A 21,512-nucleotide genomic window follows, 5' to 3' on the forward strand; every position below is an offset into this window, starting at 1 on the left:
AAAGAATTTAGCTACTTGTAAATCAAACCCTATAAATTTTAGTGGTATTATAAAAAGAGAATGTCATGAGGAGTGTATAAAAATGGAAACATTCATCAAAACGGAGAAGCAGGAAAAACTCTTACATAAGATCAACGAACTGAAACCCCGATTCAAAGAAAGGGAACCGCAATTGGATGCGCTTGGTTCTTTCCCCTATGAGGACTTCCAAGAATTAAAGAAAATCGATTATCATCGGCTGACCTTGCCAAAAGAGTACGGAGGCCAAGGGTTAGGCTTGTATGAATACATTTTAGCCCAGGAAGCGATTTCAGAAGGCAGCGGATCAACTGGTCTGTCGATCGGCTGGCATAATGGGATCATTCTACAATTCGTTGAAAATCGGCATTGGGATGAAGATGCCGCGGATTGGCTCTTGAAAGAGGTTCGTAAAGGGGCGCTCATCAATACGGCAGCTTCCGAAAACAATGCAGGGAGCCCATTGCGCGGTGCATTGCCGACCACGACGGTTAAAGCAGCCGGGGATGAATTGATCGTCAATGGGGAGAAGACTTACACTTCGGTCTCCCCCGTCCTCGATTATTTCCTTGTGACGGCGACCAACGAAAACGACGAGGTAGATCTTATCATCATTCCTCGCCATGCTCCTGGCGTGTCGATCAAAGAGACATGGGATATGTTGGCAATGCGCGGCACGGCCAGCCATAACCTGGTGCTGGACAATGTGAGGGTACCGGTGTCCAACATCCTGCAGCGCAACTCATTGAAGAAGCCGGAAAACAAAGGATGGCTGCTCCATATCCCCGCATGTTATATCGGGATAGCAACAGCCGCCAGATCGCATGCTTTGGAATTTGCCACATCCTATATCCCGACATCCTTGGGCAAGCCGATTGCCGAAGCGCCGAATATCAAACAGTTGATAGGTGAAATGGAGATGGAGTTAGCAACAGCGCGCCATCTTCTTTACGGAACGATCGAGCGCTATGAACGGGCGAAGGACCGTTCTCGTTTCGACGAGGCGCTCAGTGTGACGAAAGTGGCCGTCACCAATACGGCGATCCAGGTCGTGGACAAAGCGATGCGCATCGTCGGATCCCGTGCCATGGCCGAATCCAACCCGATGCACCGGTATTACATGAACGTTCGAGCAGGCTTGTATAATCCACCGATGGAGGACATGGAAAAGGCGAAACTGGCGCAACAGGCAATCCAGACTTTTTTAAATAAATGAAAAACCCTCGCCAATCGACATGTCGGCGAGGGACTGCTCCTTAATTCCATTCGTACGGGGTTTGTTGATAGACATAATAGTTCAGCCAATTGGAGAACAACAGATGTGTATGGGAACGCCAGGAGTTGACCGGGCTGGCATTCACATCGTCATTCGGGAAATAGTTTTCAGGCATCGCAATGTCGATGCCTTTTTGCAGATCGCGCTCGTACTCTTCAGCCAAGGTATTGGCGTCGTATTCCAGATGGCCGGTGATCATAATATGTTTTTCATCTTTGGAGATGATAATAAAGGCTCCGGCATCATCCGATTTGGCCAATAAAATCAGACGTGGGTCTTTTTCAATATCTTCCAATGCCACTTCGGTGTAACGGGAATGCGGCGCTTTGAATTCATCATTGAATCCGCGTGCCAGATTGATCGTAGGATCAGTCAACGTATGATTGTAGACCCCGGAGCACTTGTGAGGAAGCTTGCGCTTATCGATGCCGTAATGATGGTACAGCGCTGCCTGAGCTCCCCAACAGATATGAAGCACGGAAGTGACGTTGTTCTTCGACCAGTCCATGATCGTTTTCAATTCTTCCCAATAATTCACATCTTCGAATTCCAAATGCTCGATAGGAGCGCCTGTGATAATCATCCCGTCAAAGCGACGGTTTTTCACTTCATCGAAAGTTTGATAGAACGCGTCCAAATGAAATTTACTCGTATTCTTCGATTCGTGGGTAGCCATCGTCATGAACGTAATATTCACCTGTAATGGCGTATTCCCCAACAGCCGAAGGAGCTGTACTTCGGTCTTCTCCTTCTCTGGCATCAAGTTCAGGATTACAATATTCAATGGACGGATATCTTGTGATACGGCCCGATCTTCGTCCATGACAAAGATTTTTTCTTCTTTCAGTAATTCCCCTGCCGGCAAGTTTTTCGGAATATTAATCGGCATGCCCTATCTCTCCCTTTCATAGGTCAATTGAAAATCAAATACTGAAAACCCTCTTTTCATATGATAAGAAAAGAGGGTTTGGTCATTCGCTCTGTTCTTATCTCTCAAGAATTCATTCTTGATGGAAGTAGCACCTTTCTCACGGAGTAGAGGTTGCTGAAGCGTCATCGGGCCAGGTCCCTCAGCTTCTCTGGATAAGAATATTTGATTGTATTATTAAGTCTATTCTTAATTATACTATTAAAAACCGGAAAGTAAACGTCCATTTAACCGAGATTAGAATTTTCTGCCTGATGCGTCGAAAGTTCTGTTATAGGACTTTTTCTTATTTCTGGCGTTTTTTAAATTTTCCAGTACAATGAAGATAAGTTATATAAAAAATAGAAGTAAAGGAGAATTCAACTATATGCGAAGTTTAGGTATCGTGAGAAAAGTAGACCAGTTGGGCCGTATCGTCATTCCAAAAGAATTGCGAAATACGTTGCAACTAGGTACAGGGACCCCTATGGAGATCTTTGTGGATGAGGATATGATCCTATTACGCAAATACACGATCAGCGAAGCCTGTGCTGTAACAGGAGAAGTGACGCCGGAAAACAAGATGTACTCCAACGGCATGTACTTGAGTCCGAAAGGCGCGCAGATTCTACTTGATGAAATTGCACAGAATCGATAATCATGGAATCATTTTCCATTGAAAACAAACCGCTGCTCATATATAATCAATATACAAGCTGCATTGTTCGTATACACATTAAGTTTTAACCTTTAAGCTGTAAAAGGGAGTTTTATATAAGAACTGGAATGGCAGGCCCGATTCCTTAGGCAATCGGGACAAACAGGAACGTTCTTGCGAACACCCACTTTGAGGAGTGGTGGTTTAAAACTTTCTATGATACCTATACGGCAAAGGCGGCTTTCCATTTTTAAAAGCTTGGAGTTACTCTTCTACGAAGGGTAGCTCCTTTTTGTTTGAGTTGGTCGACACATGATATACTGACGGATATGGCCATACATCGGATGAAGGAGGTATTTGCCATTGAAACGTCTTGTCATTACAGGCTATAAACAACATGAGCTCGGTATTTTCGATGAAAAACACCCCGGCATTCGCTTTGTGAAGAAAGCGATTGAGAAACGACTCATTTCGTTGTTGGATGAAGGGCTGGAATGGGTGCTCATCAGCGGACAATTGGGCGTCGAGACATGGGCAGCGGAGGTCGTGCTTGGATTGAAACGAGAACACCCCACCCTCCAGCTCGCCGTCATGCCGCCTTTTTTGGAGCAAGAGAAGAATTGGAACGAGACGAAACAGGAGAACTATCATTCCATCGTCGCCCAAGCCGACTTTTACAAACCGCTCACCAATAAACCATATGAAGCACCGTGGCAATTCATTGAGAAAGATAAGTTTTTCTTGAGGAATTCGGACGGTATGCTGCTTGTGTATGACGAGGAGAATGAGGGATCGCCAAAATTTGTCAAGCGGATGGCGGATCAGTTCGTGGAGAAGACCGGTTATGTAGTACTTTCGATTACGGCGGATGATTTGCAGGTCGTTGCGGAAGAGGAACAGTTGCAGGATATGTACCAAGCTCCCGATTTTGACATGTCGTGAAGCTTGGTTTTTTTTATTCATTTCTTCGGGTCGATCTTATTCTTATTCTCTTTCTTGGCTGCATTGTTCTGCCCGATCACTTGAAGGTCATCCACGCTTCGATCATAACCATATCCGTATTCTTCCCGGTCCTTTTGGTTCTTGTTGTTTTTATTCGCAGTCATTCTACTCACCTCCACTCTGTTAGACTGTTCCCTCCCGCTGCTTTTATGCGAAAAGATTGGTTTGCTTGCGCCCGCCTGCGGGTTTCTTGCACCCTGGACTGTTTGATCACAATTATCGACAGTTTCCTTGCACTCCTGGTATAAAAAAAGCTGAGCTTCGGAGCGCTCAGCTTTTGTCCCGTCTATCCACACAAGATTGGATAAAACTGGTGAATATGTGCAGGGATGGGGCATCTCCCGCCACGGCAAGCCGCTCAGGATGCCATTGGACCCCAAGGAGGAACTGCCCTTCCCTGCCCTCGATCGCTTCTACCATTCCATCGTTTGAGAACGCGGAAATGCGAAGCGATGCCGCCACTCTTTTCACAGCCTGATGATGAAAGGAGTTTACTCGGAGAAAAGGTTCCCCGACGATTTTTTCCAGAGCACTCCCCTTTTCCAGTTTCACTGTATGTGAAGGATGAGATCTCGGAGCTTTTTGAGAATGCTGCACTACGGGATGCTCTATCTGGCTTTCCATATCCTGAAATAAATCCCCTCCAAACGCGACATTCAGCAATTGGATTCCACGGCATATGCCTAGGATCGGTTTATCTGCCGCTCTCATTTGCCGTACTAAGGCGATTTCCATCCGATCACGTGCCGGAGACACATCCCCCAGCTTCGGATGCGGCTCTTCTCCGTAGCATTGGGGATCGATATCCTTCCCGCCTGACAGCACTAAACCGTCCAGCAAGGAAGCCGCCTGCTCCGCCTCTTGTTCAACGCCGGCCGGAATGATGAACGGCAGCCCTCCCGCCTGTACAATGGCAACCATGTATTCGGAATCGATTTCATGTTTTCCATCGAAGTTCATATTCGATGTCAATCCGATGACTGGTTTCATGCCGCGCCTCCCTACACTTTACTCGCCAAGTCCGTTGATGAAGTTCTCGATTTCCTCTTTCGTCTTCCGGTCTTTGCTGACAAAGCGTCCAGTCTCCTCGCCATCCTGATACGCGATGAAGCTTGGAATTCCGAAAATGTCCATTTCTTGGCATATGTCAATGTAATCATCGCGGTCTACATATATGAATGTATATTCCGGATAGCCCGCTTCGATACCCGGTAAAATAGGCTCGATCACCCGGCAGTCCGGGCACCAGTCTGCAGAGAACATGAAAATTGTCTTTCCTTCATTTTTCAACGTCTTGAATTGTTCGATTGACTCCAACTTCTTCATTTCCCGATTCCTCCAATTGATATTTACGCTTTGGCGTAGTATCTAGATTTTTTCATTCTTAGGCTGAATTCAATTAAAACTCCACATTCCCCATTTTCCGATATCGACAAAGCCGATCCGCTTGTAAATGGTTCCCGCATCCGGATTGTCATAAAATAAACAAAGCATTTTACCCTCGTTCAGCAATTCTTTGCATAGAACCGACATGCAGTAGGAGGCGAGCCCTTGCTTTTGATGTTCCGGGAGTGTCCCTACCCCCACAATCATGGCCGATTGGCTGTTTTCGGCTGTGCTGGAAGCCGAGCTGATGATTTGCCCGTCTTTCTCGTTATACCAAGTCCGTCCGCTGCCGTTGCGCAATGTTTCCCTATTCCGTTCGACGTCGAATGTGCTGGTTGCAAATTCGGGAACCCCTCCCAATTGCTCCACAATCCGTTCCGCATCGTCCGGGACTGCCCGTTTCACTTCAATGTGAGACGGAACCTTTTGCAGCCGGTCAGCCTGCTCGCATTTTGCATAATGGAGAATCCGCGGGTCGGCCGGTTGTTTATTCAAATATAGCGCGACTTGGCGGATGATTGATTCAATACCGGAGAGGAATTTGAAATCTCGGTCTTCGTTCATGATTTTTGCAAACCCTTCCGCATCGAATTCCCCTGGCGCATAGACAATGTAATTATCAATGAATTTCAAAAGAATGGCGCGCAAATGCCCACTTTCTGCGAACTCGCCCCATAATGTCTGAATCGGGTTGTCGAATCCGTACACCTCGATATCCCCAATGATGAATAAATTTTCTGCTGGTCGTTCCGATACGAATTGCAACGCGTTTCTCCGATCGGCTTCCGTTAATTTTCGAATCATGGACCATCCCCCTTTTTCCAATCTTACAGCAAAAAAATGCGAAAAGAAACTTGCCTGGTTTTCAGGCATTTCCTTTTCGCATTTTTCCGATATTTATTCAGGTGGTTGGTGAATCTTTATGAAGAGGGGGTGGGATGATCCAGCCCTTTTCCTTATTCATGCGCAGCAACTTGCCGCCGAACATTGCTTTTGCCGCTTGGAATTTACCGAACATCATGGCGATATCCTCCCGCAGACATTGGCCCATCACTTGGCTGATGGAAACCATTGCTTGCCCGACATTGATCGAGACGGCAGCGCTGATTTCCGGATCCATGAACCGGGCACCTGGAGGAATTTCCTCCGCATCGGCTTTTGGCCTTTCCGGCAGGGACGGTGGCGGAGTAATCCCATTCTCTTTCAAAACCTTTTCGAGTTCCTTATTTTCCGACCGCATCTCTTTGACCGCTTCATCCAACAATTCAATCAGGTCACGGTCTCCTGCATGGTTCATGAAGGCTTCATACGCACTAATCAGCCCGTTATTCGCACCTACGTATGCCCAAATCCCGATCACTTCTCCGTAATGCAACGGTTGCTCTTTCGGATTTCCACTTAAAATGCCCAATTTCAGCCATCCTCTTTTCATTGTTTTTTCCCTGCTATTCCGGGTCATCACTATTATGTGAAGCTGGCGTTTTCCTCTACAGATTTTCACAATCATAATTACCCGCGTTCGGGAAAAGCTAAAGTACGTAGAAAAAGGAGGCTTTTCAAGTGCGTCATCGGATTTTAGTCCCCCTGTATTTTCTCATGCTTCTGTCCGTTTTCATCACGGTCGTTTCCGCAAATGAAGAGCCGACGAGGGAAGAGATTTTACAGAACCGGATGCAGTTGTATTTGCATTTTGAAGATGAATCCATTCCTTGGTACCACTTGGCGGCAATCGATCAATTCGAGCGGAATATCCAGCAGGTCCGGAAAGACATCCCGAAAAAAGATGGAGCAATCTCCATTACCTATTCCAATGAATTTTGGGCCGGTGCATTGAATCCCTACCCGGAAGACACTTCTCCTCAATCGATTGCTTTTTTTGCGGGCAATGGTGCGGATGGCAACGGGGATGGAGTAGCGGATCCAACTGCCGACGAAGATGCCCTGTTCACGATGGGCTCTTTCCTCAGCAAGTACGGTCCTGCGGAAGAGGATTTTGAATCAGCTTTATTGGATTATTACGAGCGGGAAGAAACTGTTAATCAAGTGCTGACCATCGCCAAGCTTTTCAAGCATTTTGAAACGATTGATCTCGATGAGCATGCCTTCCCCCTGCCGAAACAGCATAATTATAGCTATCGCGGGACTTGGGGTGCGAAACGCGGCTGGGGCGGCCGTCGAATACACGAAGGTACCGACCTGTTCGCCAGTTATGGCGTTCCCGTACGGGCCACTTCTTTCGGCGTAATTGAGGCCATGGGATGGAACGAATACGGCGGCTGGCGGATCGGCATCCGTGATCATCATAATACGTATCATTATTTTGCCCATCTCGCCTATTTCAATGAAGGACTAAAGGAAGGAGACATCGTAGAACCTGGAACGGTCATTGGATATGTCGGGAATTCAGGTTATGGAAAGAAAGGGACGTCCGGAAAATTCCCGCCCCATCTGCATTATGGAATGTACAAATACAATGGACGGACGGAATGGGCATTCGATCCGTATCCTTCTTTACGGGTTTGGGAAAGATCCGAAAAGTAAAATGAATGCAGCTCTTTGAACAAAATACGTCGTTTGCTATTGACATTTATTCCTGATTTGTTATTATTAATTCTAAATTTAATATTGCTTCAAACATTTTGACGGAGAAGCTTTGTGTGTTGAAATCTTTAGAGAGCTAATGGTTGGTGGGAATTAGCGGTTTCTGCATGAAGTAGCACTCCCGAATTGATAGGCTGAACGTTTTTGATCAGTAGGTCTATACGGCTCATGCACGTTACGCATGCCATAAGGCTGTCGTTTTTTGCATGGCAGCGAATAAGGGTGGTACCGCGTAAATAACAAGCTTTTCGCCCCTTACATTTGTAGGGGCGGAAGGCTTTTTTATTTTCATTTGAAGCGAAAGGGGAAATCGCGTTGAAATTTCTTTAGTTTCAGGTTACCGGTTGATTGCATGTACATAGCGAAGACAGAATAATGAGGGAGAGAATGAGAATGACTTACAATATATTGATCAGTGATCCATTAAGCGAAGACGGTATTTATCCATTACGACAAGCGGAAGGGTTTAACATTGTCATCGATACGACGAATACGCCCGAAGAGCTTGCTGAAAAGATCAAAGATTTCGACGCGCTGTTGGTGAGAAGCCAGACACAAGTGACAAAAGAAATTATCGAAAAAGCGGAGCGGTTGAAAATCATCGGCCGTGCCGGCGTCGGTGTCGACAATATCGACTTGGATGCAGCGACGGAACACGGAATCATCGTCGTCAATGCGCCGGACGGAAACACGAACTCTGCCGCAGAACATACGGTAGCGATGCTGATGGCATTGGCCCGGAAAATTCCACAAGCGTTCAATTCATTGAAAAACCAAAAATGGGACCGGAAATCTTTCATCGGTGTCGAGTTGAAAAACAAAACATTGGGCATCGTCGGCCTAGGCCGGATCGGTGCGGAAGTGGCCGAGCGTGCGAAAGGCCAACGGATGAACGTCATTGCCTACGATCCATTCTTGACTGAAGAGAAAGCGAAAAAAATGGGAGTCGAGTTCGGTACGGTGGAAGATGTGTTGAAAGCATCCGATTTCATCACGATCCATACGCCTTTATTGAAAGAAACTCGCCATATGATTAATAAGGAAGCGTTCGAACTGATGAAAGACGGCGTTCGGATCATCAACTGTGCACGTGGTGGAATCATTGACGAAGATGCCCTGTATGATGCTATCGTCTCCGGTAAAGTGGCAGGAGCGGCGCTCGACGTGTTCGAAGAGGAACCATTTGTCGACCATAAGCTGTTGACTCTTCCGGAAGTCATCGCAACACCGCATTTGGGCGCAAGCACGATAGAAGCACAAGAAAGCGTCGCAATCGACGTCAGTATCGATGTGGTCAACTTCTTCACAGGAGGCGCTGTCCGCAACCCGGTCAATCTGCCATCCGTTTCCAAAGAAGTGCTTGCAAAAATCGAACCATTCTTCGACTTGGCAGAGAACTTGGGCATCTTCCTATCCCGCATCCATAACTCTGTAATCGAAGAGATCAACATCCATTATTCCGGAGAGCTTGCCAATTATGACGTCCGTCCATTGACGCGCAATACAGTAAAAGGCCTGTTGAAACGGAATCTTGGCAGCCATGTCAATGATGTCAACGCCAAACTGTTGGCAGACCGTTTCGGCATTAAAGTGAATGAAGTCAAAACGACGACGACGAAAGGGTTCTTGAACTTGGTCACTGTCGAAATCATTACACAACGCGGCACTCGCAGTGTTGCAGGTACATTGCTCAACGGCTTAGGGCCGCGGATTGTCAAAATCGATGACTATGTCGTGGACTTCACGCCGGCAGGTCACTTGCTCTTCATCAAACACCATGACCAGCCAGGAGCAATCGGCCGTGTCGGAACGATGCTAGCCCAGGAAAACATCAACATCGCGACAATGCAGGTGGGTAGATCGTCTGCTGGCGGAGATGCCATCATGATGTTGACTGTCGACCACCACGTAGAACCGTCTGAACTGAAACGCCTGAAAGAGCTTGAAGACATCCATGATGTAAAAGCTGTCGATCTGTAAGAGGAAAATGGAAAACGCTGATTCCAAGGGAATCAGCGTTTTTCTTATTATTGAGCGGGTTCTTTCTCCGCCAGTTCTTCCAAGATGCCGAAAAGCTTGTCCAGATGATCGATTTCATAAGTCGGGATCACTTCTGCGCTTGGTGCTTTATCCTCGCGATTGATCCATACATTGCGCATGCCGACACGGGATGAACCGAGGATATCCGTCATGAGATTGTCTCCGATCATCAACGCCTCATCGGCCGAACCTTCCACCTTCTCCAAAACATGCTCAAAAATCGACGCGTCCGGCTTACCTTTTCCAAACGCTCCCGAGATGACGATATGGTCGAAATAAGGCGCGATTTCTGGCGTGATTTCCAGCTTTACTTGTTGCAAGCTTGGGGAGCCGTTCGTCAAGAGAACCAAAGTATAATTCCCTTTCAAGCGATCCAGCACTTGGAACGTTTCCTCGTAGACAAACGGATACTTTTTCCTCTCTTCCGGGAATCGCTCCGCCAATTCTTGGCCGAGTTGCGGGTTATCAATCCCAAGTTTCTTTAAACCGCCCGTCCAAGCGTCACGGCGATAACCGGGAACGATTTCTTTCATTTTCTGGAAGTTGACACCTTCATCGTCAAACGTTCCCCATAACCCTTCAAACGGGTTGATCCCAATGTTTTGGGTATGAGCATACGTTTCATAAGATGCGTATAATTGCCGTGCCTCTTCCCTGACGGCTTCTTCAAGTGCTGCAGGATCGACACCCACCGCTTCGGCGGCATGTTCACATGTTTTGCGGAACGCCGTCGCAACACTATGTTGATCCCAAAGCAATGTATCATCCAAGTCAAAAATGATCGTTTTTATCATAATTCCTCATCTCCTCCTTGCTCCATTATACATAATTATCTGGCGTTGTCGGGCGAGGTTTGTCATTTTCCATGCGAATCGTCGTGACTACCGCCTCGCGTTCGGGGTACACTGTGAAAAGTACGATGGATTGGAGGAGACGATGTTGCAGCATTACTTTATAGGAATCAAAACTCCAGCTTCGATTGTTGGCCAAGTGGAAAAATACTTGGCGAAATACCAGTTGCCCAGCCAATATAAAGTCATTCCGCACCCGGAAGATCTACATATCACCTTGCTATTTCTTGGGGATGTTGATAGCCAACGACTGCCAGCCATCCGGCAACAACTCAGTGACATTGCCAACAACAGTTCCGCTTTCCAACTGACGGTTGACGGCCTCTCCTTTTTCGGTTCCCCGAAAGGGCCGCGGGTCGTTTATTTGTCCGTCAGCCACCCTCCCGAACTGGATGCCTTGCAACAGTCCGTCAATACAAAAATCACGGCTCTGCTCGGAAAGCCGCTTGATAACCGGTTCACTCCGCATATCACCATTGCGAAGAAACGAAAGGAGGGCCAACCTCCACTCTCTTTGGCAAAAGAAAGCTTCGACCCAATTCCCTTCCTTGTCACCGAGTTCACTTTATTCACCATCCACCCGCAAAACTCCCCAAAATACGAAGCCGTGGAAGTATTTCGGGTACCTAACGCAGAAACAAACGTGAATGTTTAAACTTTCACGTTTGTTTCAATAAACACGATCGTTTGGGTGCCCGGCACCAAGGGCGCCTGAAATAGCCTTTAAGCTACTTCGCCTTCATCACTTTTAAAATCAATAAGGAGTTTCGCTTCCCGAACTAGCTTTTCCATTGTCCCTAATTCGTCATCACTAATCTCGATGAGCTCTTCAAACATTTCAACAGATTCCCGTGAAATGAATTCGATCTCTTTTATAATAGCCATGATCTGTTGTGAGCTTGAAGATAATTCTTCTGTACTTGCGGATGAGTTCACATTATTTTCCGCAATCGTCGTTGTAGTCGATAAAATCTGCTCGAACATCGTTCTGACTTCTACCAATGTCTTATTCGTATCTGCAAATTCTTCTGTTCCCTGTTTCATTGAGCTGACAACTACATCTGTTTCTTCTTGAATAAATATCATTCGCGTCTAAATCCGAAGCCATCCTTTGTATTTGAACCATAGCAACATGGATACCCCAATCAGGAGCATAACGGCAAGGACGATGAAATAACCATAATGCCAGTGAAGTTCCGGCATATGATCGAAGTTCATACCGTAGACACCCGCGATGAAAGTCAGCGGGATGAAGATGGAGGAAATGATGGTCAGTGTCATCATGATGCTATTCATACGATTGGAGTTGATGGATAGTTGGCTATCCCGGATGTCCGCCGTCAGTTCCCGATTCGATTCGATAATTTCCCCCAGCCTGAGAAGATGGTCGTAAATATCCTTAAAATACCTCTGTTCATGAAGAGTCAGGCCAAGCCGATCCGAATTCAACACCCGATACAGCAACTCCCGCATCGGGTAGATCGTCCTTCGCAGCCGAAGCAGATCACTTCGGACTTCAAATACATAATCCATCGACAATTCAACGGTCGAAAGCGATAGTTGCTCCTCGACATCGTTCAAATGGTCTTCAATCTGATAAAGAATCGGGAAATAAAAGTCGACAACCTTGTCCATTATCAAATAAGCAAGGAAAACACTTCCCCGATCCCATCGTTTCGTCTGTTGGACAATTTTATCCCGAACTTCCGGGAGTTCCTGAAGTTTATTGTAATGAAAGGTGACGACGAAGTCTTCCCCTAGGAAAAGGTTCAATTCCTCCGCTTCCAAATCATCTTGGCAAAGGGAATGCAGGACAAAGAAAGCATACCCATCGTAATAATCCATCTTCGGCCGCTGCAGGCGCTGCAAGCAGTCCTCAATGGCCAACGGATGGAATTGGAAAAATGAGTGCAACAAGGACTCCTCTTCCAAGGAAGGGCGGTCAAAGTCGACCCAATACCATTGTAAGGAGAGAGTGCTCAGTTCCTCGAGCGTAAAATCGAATAGCCATTCTTCGTTTGTCGTAAGTCCCATTGTCCGGATCATCATTCTCCCTACTTTCCATTCAGCAACCCGACCGTGCCTGTTTCAAAAATCGTACCTTGAAAGGATAAAGTTGTCCATCGAATCGCCCTTCACATAGCGGTTCGAATAAAATGCCCGAAGCGGTTCATAGTAAGAGAGTGCCTTTCATTCATTCCGACTTCAAATTAAGCAAAATGGAGGGATTGCAAATGGAATTGAAGCGCGCGAAGCAGATTGTCTCCTCTCCCGGGGATATCGAGGTTAGCTACAATGGTGTTTCAGTATGGATCGACAAAATCCATGAGGACGGGAGAACGGCAACCGTTCATCTGCGTCGGTCGCTGGAGGAACGGTCGGAAGTGGCAATTGCCGAGCTTATTGAAGGTTAATCGAAGGGGCTGTCCAGAAAGTGGATTTTCCGGTTAAACACGCAAAAAGCAAGGGCTCTGGTCGCTTTCCGCGGGCCAGCCGACGAGCCTCCTCCGGCTTACAGCCGTGCGGGGTCTCGTCGGCCGGCTTTCCCACAGGAGTCTCCCGGCGCCCTTGCTTTTTGCTGGTATCCAACTCTGTGCCTGGACTTTTCGGACAGCCCCTTTCAAGTATCAGCTTTGGGAAGGGTCGGTAAACCCTCTAATAATATGCACATGCCCGTCATCTTCGGTCGTTCGGATTTCCACGTAATGGGTATGATAGCCCCCGGGCAACGGAATCGGAATGCTCGTATACGTCTCGTATTGGTGGATATGTCCATCCTCGAATGTCGTGTTGCCAGCCATCCAATGGACATGGCCTTGCTCGGTCTCAATCGGTGTGCTCGTAACGCCCGGGTGTAAATGGACATGACCGTCTTCGCAAGTGGTCGCTCCGCCATGGCCATGCGTATGGCCTTCCCCTTCCCTTTGCTGCTCGACCATCGGATTCCATTGCTGATAGTCCATCCCTTCCGGATACGCCATCCCATAATACGGATCGTACAGAAAATCAGATTGCACCCTACTCCACTCCTTCTTCATTTCATCCTATCTAACGTATGTCTCCTTCCCGGCAATCGTTCCCTTCCAATGGAAAAAGGCTGATTGCTGCGCGCAATCAACCCAAATCCGCTCAAATATCCTGTTGCTCCTCCACAGGTTCCTTGCCCTTCTCGGAGTTTTCTTCTTCATTAGTCATTGAAACGATGAATCCTTCCATATCTCGTTGCAGTTTTTCCGCCAGTTCCGCCAATATTTGCGCGCTGGAAGAAATCTCTTCATTTGCCGCCAATTGTTGCTCAGTCGCGGCGCTGGTCGATTGCGCTTCTTCGGATGCCTGTATCGCCAGTACTTGTGTTTGGGACGCGCCGCTCGACACTTCGTCCGTCATCGCTCGAATTTGTTCAATGGCCGCTGCCACAGTTGCCACTTTCTCATTGACATCCACTTCCGCCTGTTTAATCTGTTCAAACACTTCCGCTGTCCGTTCTGTAATGACCAATCCTTCCTCGACGCGTTGGTTGCCTTCTTGCGTGCTTGTTACGGCACGATTGACGTTTTGAATCATCGTATCGACCATCTGGCCGATCTCCGCTGCCGATTGTTTCGATTGTTCTGCGAGGTGCCGAACTTCCTCCGCGACGACTGCAAATCCTTTCCCGTGTTCACCGGCCCGGGCCGCCTCAATTGCCGCATTCAACGCCAATAAGTTGGTCTGTTCAGCTATCGCCGTAATCAGCCCTGTCACATTGCGGATGGTTTCCGATTGGCTTGCCATCTCGTTCATCATTTCTGTCGACTCACCGATTGTCGTATTGATGACATTCATCTGATTGTTGACATCTTCCATGAATGTGGAACCTTCCGTCACTAATTGCGCCACTCTTTCTGAAGAACGGAGCATCACTTCATTATCTTCGGTAATCCGGTCGATTCCCGCGATCATCTCTTCCATGGCAGCTGACGCCTCATTGATGAGCTTCACTTGCTCGTCACTGCTAATTAAATTCCGTTCCGAAATTTCCGCCACCATTTCGGAGGCGGCTAGACTCTCTTCCGAACTGGCGGACAATTCCTCCGCGTGGACAGCTAATTGGACGGATGTGTCCCGTGCCCGTGAAATAATACCGCGCAGGTCATCCGTCATTTCATTGAATGCAGTCGCCATTTCGCCGATTTCGTCCTTGTTCCGAATGCGGATCGGTTCGATTGCCAAATTCCCTTTAGCGATTTCAACAAGCGCGTTTGTCATCCTCCCTACCGGACGCGCAATGCTGTGGCCTATGATGAAAGCAACCGCTATACTTAATAGAATGGATAAGACAATAACCGTAAAAATCAGAATTTGAACATTCTGTAATCGTTGGTTAATACCTTCTTCTGAAATTTCCTTCTGCTCAATTTGATATTCTATGAGTTCATCAATATTAGCATCCAACACTGTTTGGTAGGAGGTCGCTTGAGTAGCAATGGATCGTGCTCCCGCATCATTGCCTTTAGCCAACTCCTGAATCATGGAATTGATGCTATCATTATACTGCTCACTGGCTTTTTTCACATTTGCAAGTGCCTCTTGCGCACTTTCTGTCCGGATGCTTTCATCTAATTCATTCCACGACTGAGTAAAATCCTCTCTCAATGGATCCAAATCCCGGAGATAGAGCTGATCCTTGTAAACTAGATAGCCGCGAACATTGCTCACGATTTTTCCTTGTATGGATGAGAGGTTTTCTAACAATAACACTTTCTGAATGCGGTCATCGATTAAAAAGCGGTACTCTTTATTCATCGAAGACATCGACGCATAGCTTGTCACTCCGACAAGGATAAGCAGCAAAAGGACCGAGAGAAACCCGGCCCATAACTTCCGTCCAACTGTAAATCTCAATATTGTCACCCCTAGATTATATGTACAGCAATATTATAGACCAATCGCATTATGACGTATAGCTAATTTGACACTGATTTTTCTTTTATATGTAAAATAATCAGCCTATATACTCTGATAAATAGGGTTATGCAGCAAAAATATGAAACCGAACTGTTCCAAAAAATGAGAAATCCTACAAAAAAGCAACGGAAAGTAAAACTTCCTTTTACGATACCGGTCTTCAACTCAGCTACTAGGCATCCCCGCTCTGTTATGTTCGTTTTGGCCTTTCCAAAATGATATGCCATTTCTCGCCGTCCCGGGCCATACCGACTCCGATCCACCCCGCTCCTAGAAGAGCTTGTTGCCCCTCGATGTCTCCCATTTCGACGATTTGTCTTTCGAAGTCATCGCTGACGGGGCGTGGGTTGGCTTCCTTCATCAAGATATAGCGCAGTAAAGTGCCGTACTTCTGTTTTAATGCGACAATCCGAAATCCGAGGGAGAATTTATCCTTCAAACTTGCGATATTAAAAGGCGCAACGGTTGTGCATATGTAACGGAACCTTGTGGAGTCGATTTTGTCCAGCAACCTATTGCCTAAGATGGACTGCAAGCCATTGCCCCGGAAACCGGGATCGACGTTCGAGATCTCAGAATACAACACACGGGACCACTCTTCTTCCGGAAGGCAGGCGTCTTTCCCGAGATGTTCTTCGTCATCCGACTCCGGTTCCAGCATCGCCCGAAATGCAATCAATTCAGTATCCGAAAAAGCGCCGATCATCAATCCTTTGCCGTCCAAGATATATCGGTACTCCTCTTCGGTTAGCGGTTGCAGGAAGGATTCTGTTGTCAACGCGGCAATGACTTTCTTCTGCAACGCAAGTATAGCGTCGAGATCCCCCGTCGTTAACGGACGCAGTGTGACAGACCGTCCATCTTTCAATAGAAGTGTCTCATTCATGCCGTCACCTTGCCGGAGAACTTGGTCAGTTCTGCCAATACGGCTTCATCAATCGCAATGCCAAGTCCCGGCTTATCCGTCAGCCGGATGAACGGCACGTCATAATGAAGATTTCCGATATCCTTGCTGAATTTCAAAGGGCCGGTCAATTCGACACTTGTGATGATTTTCTTTGAGAACGCGACATGGAATCCGGCCGCCGAGCCGACCGATGATTCCACCATCGAACCGATTTGGCATTCGATGCCCGCCATTTCGGCCATATGCGCCAACTTCATCGCCGGATAGATGCCTCCACACTTCATCAGTTTGATGTTCACTTTATCAGCTGCCCGTTTGGCGATGATTTCGCGCATTTCGCGAATGCCCCGCAATCCTTCATCGATCATAAGCGGGACCGTCGACTTCGATTTCACTTCAACCATCCCGTCGATGTCATCCGCGACAACCGGCTGTTCCAGCCAATCGAGTGAACAATGGGATAGCTTTTGCAGCCCCGTCAATGTGGCAGCGCTATTTCTCCAGCCTTGATTGACATCGACCCGGATCGCGATATCCTCTCCAACCCGTCTCCGTACCGCCTCGATCCGTTTGACGTCCTCGTCCACTTGCGTACCCACTTTCATTTTCAAGGAACGGTACCCTTCCGCCACTCGGTCTGCTGCTTCCTGTGCCATCTGTTCCGGCGAAGCGATGCTAAGGACATGCGTGACGGGAAATTCGTCATGGTATCTTCCCCCAAGAAGATCGTAGACAGGGATACCCAATGCTTTGCCGACTACATCATAACAGGCGATATCCAGCGCGGCTTTGGCAGCGGGCACTCCGTAAATCGCCTGATCCATCTTTTCATGGATCCTTTCCATATTGTGAGGATTTTCCCCGATCAAAAGCGGCGCAAGTGTATGTTTCAGCACTTCAAACGTACTTTCCCAACTTTCCCCTGTCACATGCTCATCCGCAACGGCTTCCCCGTAACCGATATGCCCGGTGTCGGTCGTGATCTTCACGATGATGGACGGCATCGTATCATATGCAGCGTAGCTAATAATGAACGGTTCGTTTAACGGTAAATGAATTGCATAAATATTGATTTCCAAAATTTCCATGAATGATCTATCCTCTCTTAGCCAATGAGCCTTTCCATTGTAACATTGCCGTGAAAAAAGCGCGCTATGCTTGGCACAACGTGCTTTCTATCATCCAAACGGGAATAACAATGGAATGGCGATCATCATGACGACAAACATGATGAGTTGCAACGGGATTCCGACTTTGACAAAATCCATAAACTTATAGCCGCCCGCTGTCATGACCAACGCATTCGTCGGCGATGCAACCGGCGTGGCGAACGCCATGCTGGAGGCGACGGCCACAGCGATTAGGAATGTATATGGACTCACGCCGATACTTAGTGCCGCGTTCATCGCAATCGGCGCAAACAGGACTGCGGTGGCGGTGTTGCTGATAAATTGTCCGAACACCATCGTGATGAAATAAATCCCCGACAGCACACCGATCGGCCCCCAACCGCTCAACATATGAACAATACCTTCCGACAGAATGACCATGCCTCCCGTCTTCTCCAACGCGGTGGCCATCGGTAGCATCGCCGCAATGAGGACAATGCTTTCCCAGTTAATCTGCCCGTAGGCATCTTCCATATTGCGCAAACAGCCCGTAAGGATCATCGCCGCCGCTCCGAGCAAGACGGTGATGACAGCCGGAAACACTTCCAAAACCATCATGACCACCATTGCGAGCAAGATGATTCCCGCGACGGCCGCTTTACCGCTCGCTGCTGCCATTCCTGCATGCTCTTTCGGCTGTCCAACGACTACGACATCATCCGTCTCCCTCGCCAGCAGCTCAATCGACTCCCATGAACCTTGCACGAGGAGAGCATCCCCAAATTTCAGCTTCTGTTTGGACATCTCCTGGAGAACGTACTCCCCTCTACGGTTGATGCCAAGAATATTCAAATTATACTTTTCACGGAAGCCGATACTGCGCACAGTCTCATTAATCAGACTCGAACGTGGAGTGAGCAGGACTTCCGCAATCCCAAGTTGCTTGGAGATTAATTCATCCGCATCAGAGTCCCCTTCCTTGATCCGCAAACCGAAGTCTTCCGCGAACTGCTCCACTTTGTCCCGTGACCCTTGTATATACAGGATATCTTTTGCCTGCAGGATACTTGCTGGTCCGGCCATTTCCTGAAACGTGATCGGCAATAAATTCATACCCTCGGTTGACCGACGATGGATTTTCAAGATGCATAATTGATACGCCGCCGGAATCTTTAGCTGAGCCAACCGTTTCCCGACAATCTCGGATTCAGGCGGAACGCTGACGCGGATCAACTGATCCCTTAATTTATAATCAATAGCTAGTTGTTTGGCAGATAACCGATGGCCGTTTTTCGAACGGGCCTGATTTTTGTCATGGGGAAGCAATGTGTTTCGTATGATGTACAAGTATAGGATCCCTACGACGACTCCGATGATCCCGATTGGAGTAATTTCAAAAAAGCCTAGCTTCGCATAGCCGTTGTCGACAAGTATCTGACTAACGATCAAGTTGGGAGGAGACGCAATCAATGTCAACAATCCGGAAAAACTGGCCATATAGGAAAGTGGCAACAGAAACTTAGATGGACTTGTATTGATGCTGATTGCGATGCTGACGACAATCGGCAGCATCAACGCTACGGTACCCGTATTACTCATGAAGGCACCGACCGAAGCGACAATTATCAATAGAAGGACAAATAACCGCTTTTCACTATCACCCGAATAGCGCAATAGCAAATTGCCCGCCATCTGGGCAAGCCCCGTCCGCAAGATCCCTGCCCCGACGATGAAAAGCCCTGCAATCATAATGACGACTGAATTCGAAAAACCGGCAAGCGCTTCTGCCGGCTGCAAAATGCCTGTGACGACAAATGCGAGCAATGCAAGTACCGCAACCAGATCCGCCCGAAGCAGATTGCTCATGAAAAAGAAAATGGTGATGCCCAAGATGATAAAGGATAACGTAAGTTGCAATCGACACAGAGTCCTTTCTCTATTGCTTCCTTCTCTAACAAACAGATTGGAAGCCCATAATTAGCTAACCGAAATAAAGTAGACACAAATCAGGTTACCAAATGTGGTAAACTTATACAAGGTAGGTTCTTAAAATGATAAGCAATTCTCGCTATTTATACGACTCATTGAGAAAAACTATATAATATCTTCTACTATATCTCATATTAAACATGGTAGCAGCAACATTTATCGCCTTTTAATTAAACATAGTATCATTTTAGTTGAATTATTTATTGATAATGATTATAATCTAGTTATACCAGTTATGAACCGCTCATTCACTGGGCTTGAATTTCACTATTCTGAAGGGGGATTTTATTTATGACTAATAATGAGAATCATTCTCAAAAAAGACTAACAACGGCAGCGGGTGCTCCAGTTGTAGATAACCAAAACTCGATGACAGCTGGACCGCGTGGACCTGTTTTATTACAAGACGTATGGTTAATTGAGAAATTGGCCCATTTTGACCGCGAAGTGATTCCAGAGCGTCGGATGCACGCCAAAGGATCAGGAGCTTATGGGACATTTACCGTAACAAATGATATTACGAAATATACGAAAGCAAAAATTTTCTCCGAAATTGGGAAAAAGACAGATATGTTCGCCCGCTTTTCAACAGTAGCTGGAGAACGTGGTGCGGCTGACGCAGAACGAGATATCCGTGGGTTTGCACTTAAGTTTTACACAGAAGAAGGAAACTGGGATATGGTCGGCAATAATACGCCTGTCTTCTTCTTCCGGGATCCAATGCAGTTCCCTGACTTGAACCACGCAGTCAAACGGGATCCACGGACGAATATGAGAAGTCCCAAGAACAATTGGGATTTCTGGACATCTCTTCCGGAAGCACTCCACCAAGTTACAATCATTATGAGTGAACGGGGCATTCCGAAAACATACCGTCATATGCACGGTTTCGGCAGCCACACTTATAGCATGATCAATGCTAATAATGAACGTCATTGGGTAAAATTCCACTTCCGTTCTCAACAAGGCATCGAGAACCTGACAGATGCGGAAGCGGGAGCTTTAATCGCCAATGACCGTGAAACGCATCAACGTGATTTGTTGAACAGCATCGACAGCGGCGACTTCCCGAAATGGAAAATGTATATTCAAGTAATGACGGAAGAACAAGCTTTGAACATGCCATATAACCCGTTCGACTTGACGAAAGTTTGGTATAAAGGCGATTTCCCTCTAATCGAAGTGGGAGAGTTTGAATTGAACCGGAATCCGGATAACTACTTTGCGGAAGTCGAGCAAGCGGCATTCACTCCTGCTGCCATCGTTCCGGGAATCGGCTTCTCACCGGATAAAATGTTGCAAGCACGGTTGTTCTCCTATGGAGACGCACAACGATACCGTCTAGGTGTAAACCACCATCAAATTCCGGTAAACGCACCGAAATGCCCGTTCCACAGTTTCCACCGCGATGGTCAAATGCGGGTAGATGGCAACCATGGCAGCCGGACTTCATACGAACCGAATAGCTATGGCGAATGGCAAGAGCAACCAAGCTTCAAAGAGCCGCCATTGAAAATTTACGGAGATGCCGCACATTGGGATTTCCGGGAAGATGACGACGACTATTTCACACAACCTGGTAAGCTGTTTAATTTGATGGATGACAGCCAGAAACAAGTGTTATTCGAAAACACAGCCCGCAATATGGGTGATGCACCTGTGGAAATTAAAATCCGCCATATCAAGCATTGCTATCAAGCTGATCCGGCATATGGAGAAGGCGTTGCCAATGCGCTTGGCATTCCGATGAGTGATGTGGCAGTAGAGGCCGTAGCAGAAGTAAAATAATAATTCTTCATTACACAAATGCCGAGCACGTCG

General features: G+C 47.2%; 22 protein-coding genes, 1 other RNA gene, 1 riboswitch and 1 other annotated feature. Of the genes, 9 read left to right on the forward strand and 14 right to left on the reverse strand.

The window, feature by feature from the left end; genetic code table 11:
• The first annotated feature begins 82 nt into the window (after nucleotides 1-82).
• Entirely contained in the window at nucleotides 83-1,234 is a 1,152-nt protein-coding gene (locus OXB_RS17245; RefSeq protein WP_041075869.1) for an acyl-CoA dehydrogenase family protein, read from the forward strand.
• 40 nt (nucleotides 1,235-1,274) lie between these two features.
• On the opposite strand, the gene metA is transcribed toward OXB_RS17245, so the two are convergent.
• On the reverse strand, nucleotides 1,275-2,183 hold the full coding sequence (gene metA / locus OXB_RS17250) for a homoserine O-acetyltransferase MetA (protein WP_041075871.1): 909 nt from the start codon (nucleotides 2,181-2,183) through the stop codon (nucleotides 1,275-1,277).
• Between the two features lie 94 nt (nucleotides 2,184-2,277).
• A riboswitch (SAM riboswitch) is annotated at nucleotides 2,278-2,384 on the reverse strand.
• Between the two features lie 205 nt (nucleotides 2,385-2,589).
• Here metA and OXB_RS17255 point away from each other — a divergent pair.
• From OXB_RS17255 to OXB_RS17260, 3 genes are all read left to right on the forward strand, one after another.
• Complete coding sequence (locus tag OXB_RS17255; RefSeq protein WP_041075873.1) at nucleotides 2,590-2,859, forward strand: AbrB/MazE/SpoVT family DNA-binding domain-containing protein; 270 nt, start codon at nucleotides 2,590-2,592, stop codon at nucleotides 2,857-2,859.
• 52 nt (nucleotides 2,860-2,911) lie between these two features.
• Nucleotides 2,912-3,106, forward strand: a non-coding RNA gene (ssrS, locus tag OXB_RS18260) — 6S RNA.
• 116 nt (nucleotides 3,107-3,222) lie between these two features.
• Complete coding sequence (locus OXB_RS17260) at nucleotides 3,223-3,801, forward strand: SLOG family protein (RefSeq protein WP_041075875.1); 579 nt, start codon at nucleotides 3,223-3,225, stop codon at nucleotides 3,799-3,801.
• A 17-nt stretch (nucleotides 3,802-3,818) separates the two neighbouring features.
• Here OXB_RS17260 and OXB_RS19110 read toward each other — a convergent pair whose 3' ends face one another.
• From OXB_RS19110 to OXB_RS17280, 5 genes are all read right to left on the reverse strand, one after another.
• Entirely contained in the window at nucleotides 3,819-3,965 is a 147-nt protein-coding gene (locus tag OXB_RS19110; RefSeq protein ID WP_173426026.1) for a hypothetical protein, read from the reverse strand.
• Nucleotides 3,966-4,131: 166 nt separating this feature from the next.
• The gene (locus OXB_RS17265; RefSeq protein WP_041075878.1) at nucleotides 4,132-4,851 is read right to left on the reverse strand and encodes a gamma-glutamyl-gamma-aminobutyrate hydrolase family protein; all 720 of its coding nucleotides are present in this window, start codon (nucleotides 4,849-4,851) and stop codon (nucleotides 4,132-4,134) included.
• 18 nt (nucleotides 4,852-4,869) lie between these two features.
• Entirely contained in the window at nucleotides 4,870-5,187 is a 318-nt protein-coding gene (locus OXB_RS17270; RefSeq protein ID WP_041075880.1) for a thioredoxin family protein, read from the reverse strand.
• Nucleotides 5,188-5,256: 69 nt separating this feature from the next.
• Nucleotides 5,257-6,051 (reverse strand): GNAT family N-acetyltransferase, encoded by a 795-nt coding sequence (locus OXB_RS17275; protein ID WP_041075882.1) that lies wholly within the window; start codon nucleotides 6,049-6,051, stop codon nucleotides 5,257-5,259.
• 97 nt (nucleotides 6,052-6,148) lie between these two features.
• Nucleotides 6,149-6,658 (reverse strand): DUF3231 family protein, encoded by a 510-nt coding sequence (locus tag OXB_RS17280; protein ID WP_041077079.1) that lies wholly within the window; start codon nucleotides 6,656-6,658, stop codon nucleotides 6,149-6,151.
• 149 nt (nucleotides 6,659-6,807) lie between these two features.
• Here OXB_RS17280 and OXB_RS17285 point away from each other — a divergent pair, with 149 nt between their 5' ends.
• Together OXB_RS17285 and serA are read left to right on the forward strand one after the other, a co-directional pair.
• Complete coding sequence (locus OXB_RS17285; protein ID WP_041075884.1) at nucleotides 6,808-7,788, forward strand: M23 family metallopeptidase; 981 nt, start codon at nucleotides 6,808-6,810, stop codon at nucleotides 7,786-7,788.
• Nucleotides 7,789-7,877: 89 nt separating this feature from the next.
• Nucleotides 7,878-8,107: a binding site (T-box leader), on the forward strand.
• Nucleotides 8,108-8,241: 134 nt separating this feature from the next.
• Entirely contained in the window at nucleotides 8,242-9,828 is a 1,587-nt protein-coding gene (serA, locus tag OXB_RS17290) for a phosphoglycerate dehydrogenase (RefSeq protein WP_041075886.1), read from the forward strand.
• Between the two features lie 47 nt (nucleotides 9,829-9,875).
• On the opposite strand, the gene OXB_RS17295 is transcribed toward serA, so the two are convergent.
• Nucleotides 9,876-10,682: an HAD family hydrolase gene (locus OXB_RS17295; protein WP_041075888.1), complete on the reverse strand. Its 807-nt coding sequence runs from the start codon at nucleotides 10,680-10,682 to the stop codon at nucleotides 9,876-9,878.
• Nucleotides 10,683-10,824: 142 nt separating this feature from the next.
• On the opposite strand from OXB_RS17295, the gene thpR reads away from it, so the two are divergent.
• On the forward strand, nucleotides 10,825-11,394 hold the full coding sequence (gene thpR, locus OXB_RS17300; RefSeq protein ID WP_041075890.1) for an RNA 2',3'-cyclic phosphodiesterase: 570 nt from the start codon (nucleotides 10,825-10,827) through the stop codon (nucleotides 11,392-11,394).
• A gap of 68 nt (nucleotides 11,395-11,462) precedes the next feature.
• On the opposite strand, the gene OXB_RS17305 is transcribed toward thpR, so the two are convergent.
• A complete protein-coding gene (locus tag OXB_RS17305) occupies nucleotides 11,463-11,783 on the reverse strand; it encodes a hypothetical protein (protein WP_231860331.1) in 321 nt (106 codons plus the stop codon).
• 48 nt (nucleotides 11,784-11,831) lie between these two features.
• On the reverse strand, nucleotides 11,832-12,785 hold the full coding sequence (gene corA / locus OXB_RS17310) for a magnesium/cobalt transporter CorA (protein ID WP_041077081.1): 954 nt from the start codon (nucleotides 12,783-12,785) through the stop codon (nucleotides 11,832-11,834).
• A 188-nt stretch (nucleotides 12,786-12,973) separates the two neighbouring features.
• Between corA and OXB_RS17315 the strand changes: the two genes are divergently transcribed.
• Entirely contained in the window at nucleotides 12,974-13,153 is a 180-nt protein-coding gene (locus OXB_RS17315) for an H-type small acid-soluble spore protein (RefSeq protein ID WP_041075894.1), read from the forward strand.
• Between the two features lie 213 nt (nucleotides 13,154-13,366).
• On the opposite strand, the gene OXB_RS17320 is transcribed toward OXB_RS17315, so the two are convergent.
• The 5 genes from OXB_RS17320 to OXB_RS17340 form a co-directional block, all read right to left on the reverse strand.
• Nucleotides 13,367-13,756: a YmaF family protein gene (locus tag OXB_RS17320; protein WP_052484132.1), complete on the reverse strand. Its 390-nt coding sequence runs from the start codon at nucleotides 13,754-13,756 to the stop codon at nucleotides 13,367-13,369.
• Nucleotides 13,757-13,868: 112 nt separating this feature from the next.
• Nucleotides 13,869-15,632 (reverse strand): methyl-accepting chemotaxis protein, encoded by a 1,764-nt coding sequence (locus OXB_RS17325; RefSeq protein WP_084212527.1) that lies wholly within the window; start codon nucleotides 15,630-15,632, stop codon nucleotides 13,869-13,871.
• Between the two features lie 244 nt (nucleotides 15,633-15,876).
• Complete coding sequence (locus OXB_RS17330; RefSeq protein ID WP_052484133.1) at nucleotides 15,877-16,572, reverse strand: GNAT family N-acetyltransferase; 696 nt, start codon at nucleotides 16,570-16,572, stop codon at nucleotides 15,877-15,879.
• Nucleotides 16,569-17,681, reverse strand: a complete 1,113-nt coding sequence (locus OXB_RS17335) for a mandelate racemase/muconate lactonizing enzyme family protein (RefSeq protein WP_041075898.1) — start codon at nucleotides 17,679-17,681, stop codon at nucleotides 16,569-16,571. Before OXB_RS17335 ends, OXB_RS17330 begins: the two co-directional genes overlap by 4 nt.
• 90 nt (nucleotides 17,682-17,771) lie before the next feature.
• Nucleotides 17,772-19,568 (reverse strand): SLC13 family permease, encoded by a 1,797-nt coding sequence (locus OXB_RS17340; protein WP_173426058.1) that lies wholly within the window; start codon nucleotides 19,566-19,568, stop codon nucleotides 17,772-17,774.
• A gap of 414 nt (nucleotides 19,569-19,982) precedes the next feature.
• Between OXB_RS17340 and OXB_RS17345 the strand changes: the two genes are divergently transcribed.
• Nucleotides 19,983-21,479 (forward strand): catalase, encoded by a 1,497-nt coding sequence (locus tag OXB_RS17345; RefSeq protein ID WP_041075902.1) that lies wholly within the window; start codon nucleotides 19,983-19,985, stop codon nucleotides 21,477-21,479.
• The last annotated feature ends 33 nt before the right edge of the window (nucleotides 21,480-21,512 follow it).

The organism is Bacillus sp. OxB-1, assembly GCF_000829195.1.
In the GTDB taxonomy this organism is placed as follows: Bacteria; Bacillota; Bacilli; order Bacillales_A; family Planococcaceae; genus Sporosarcina.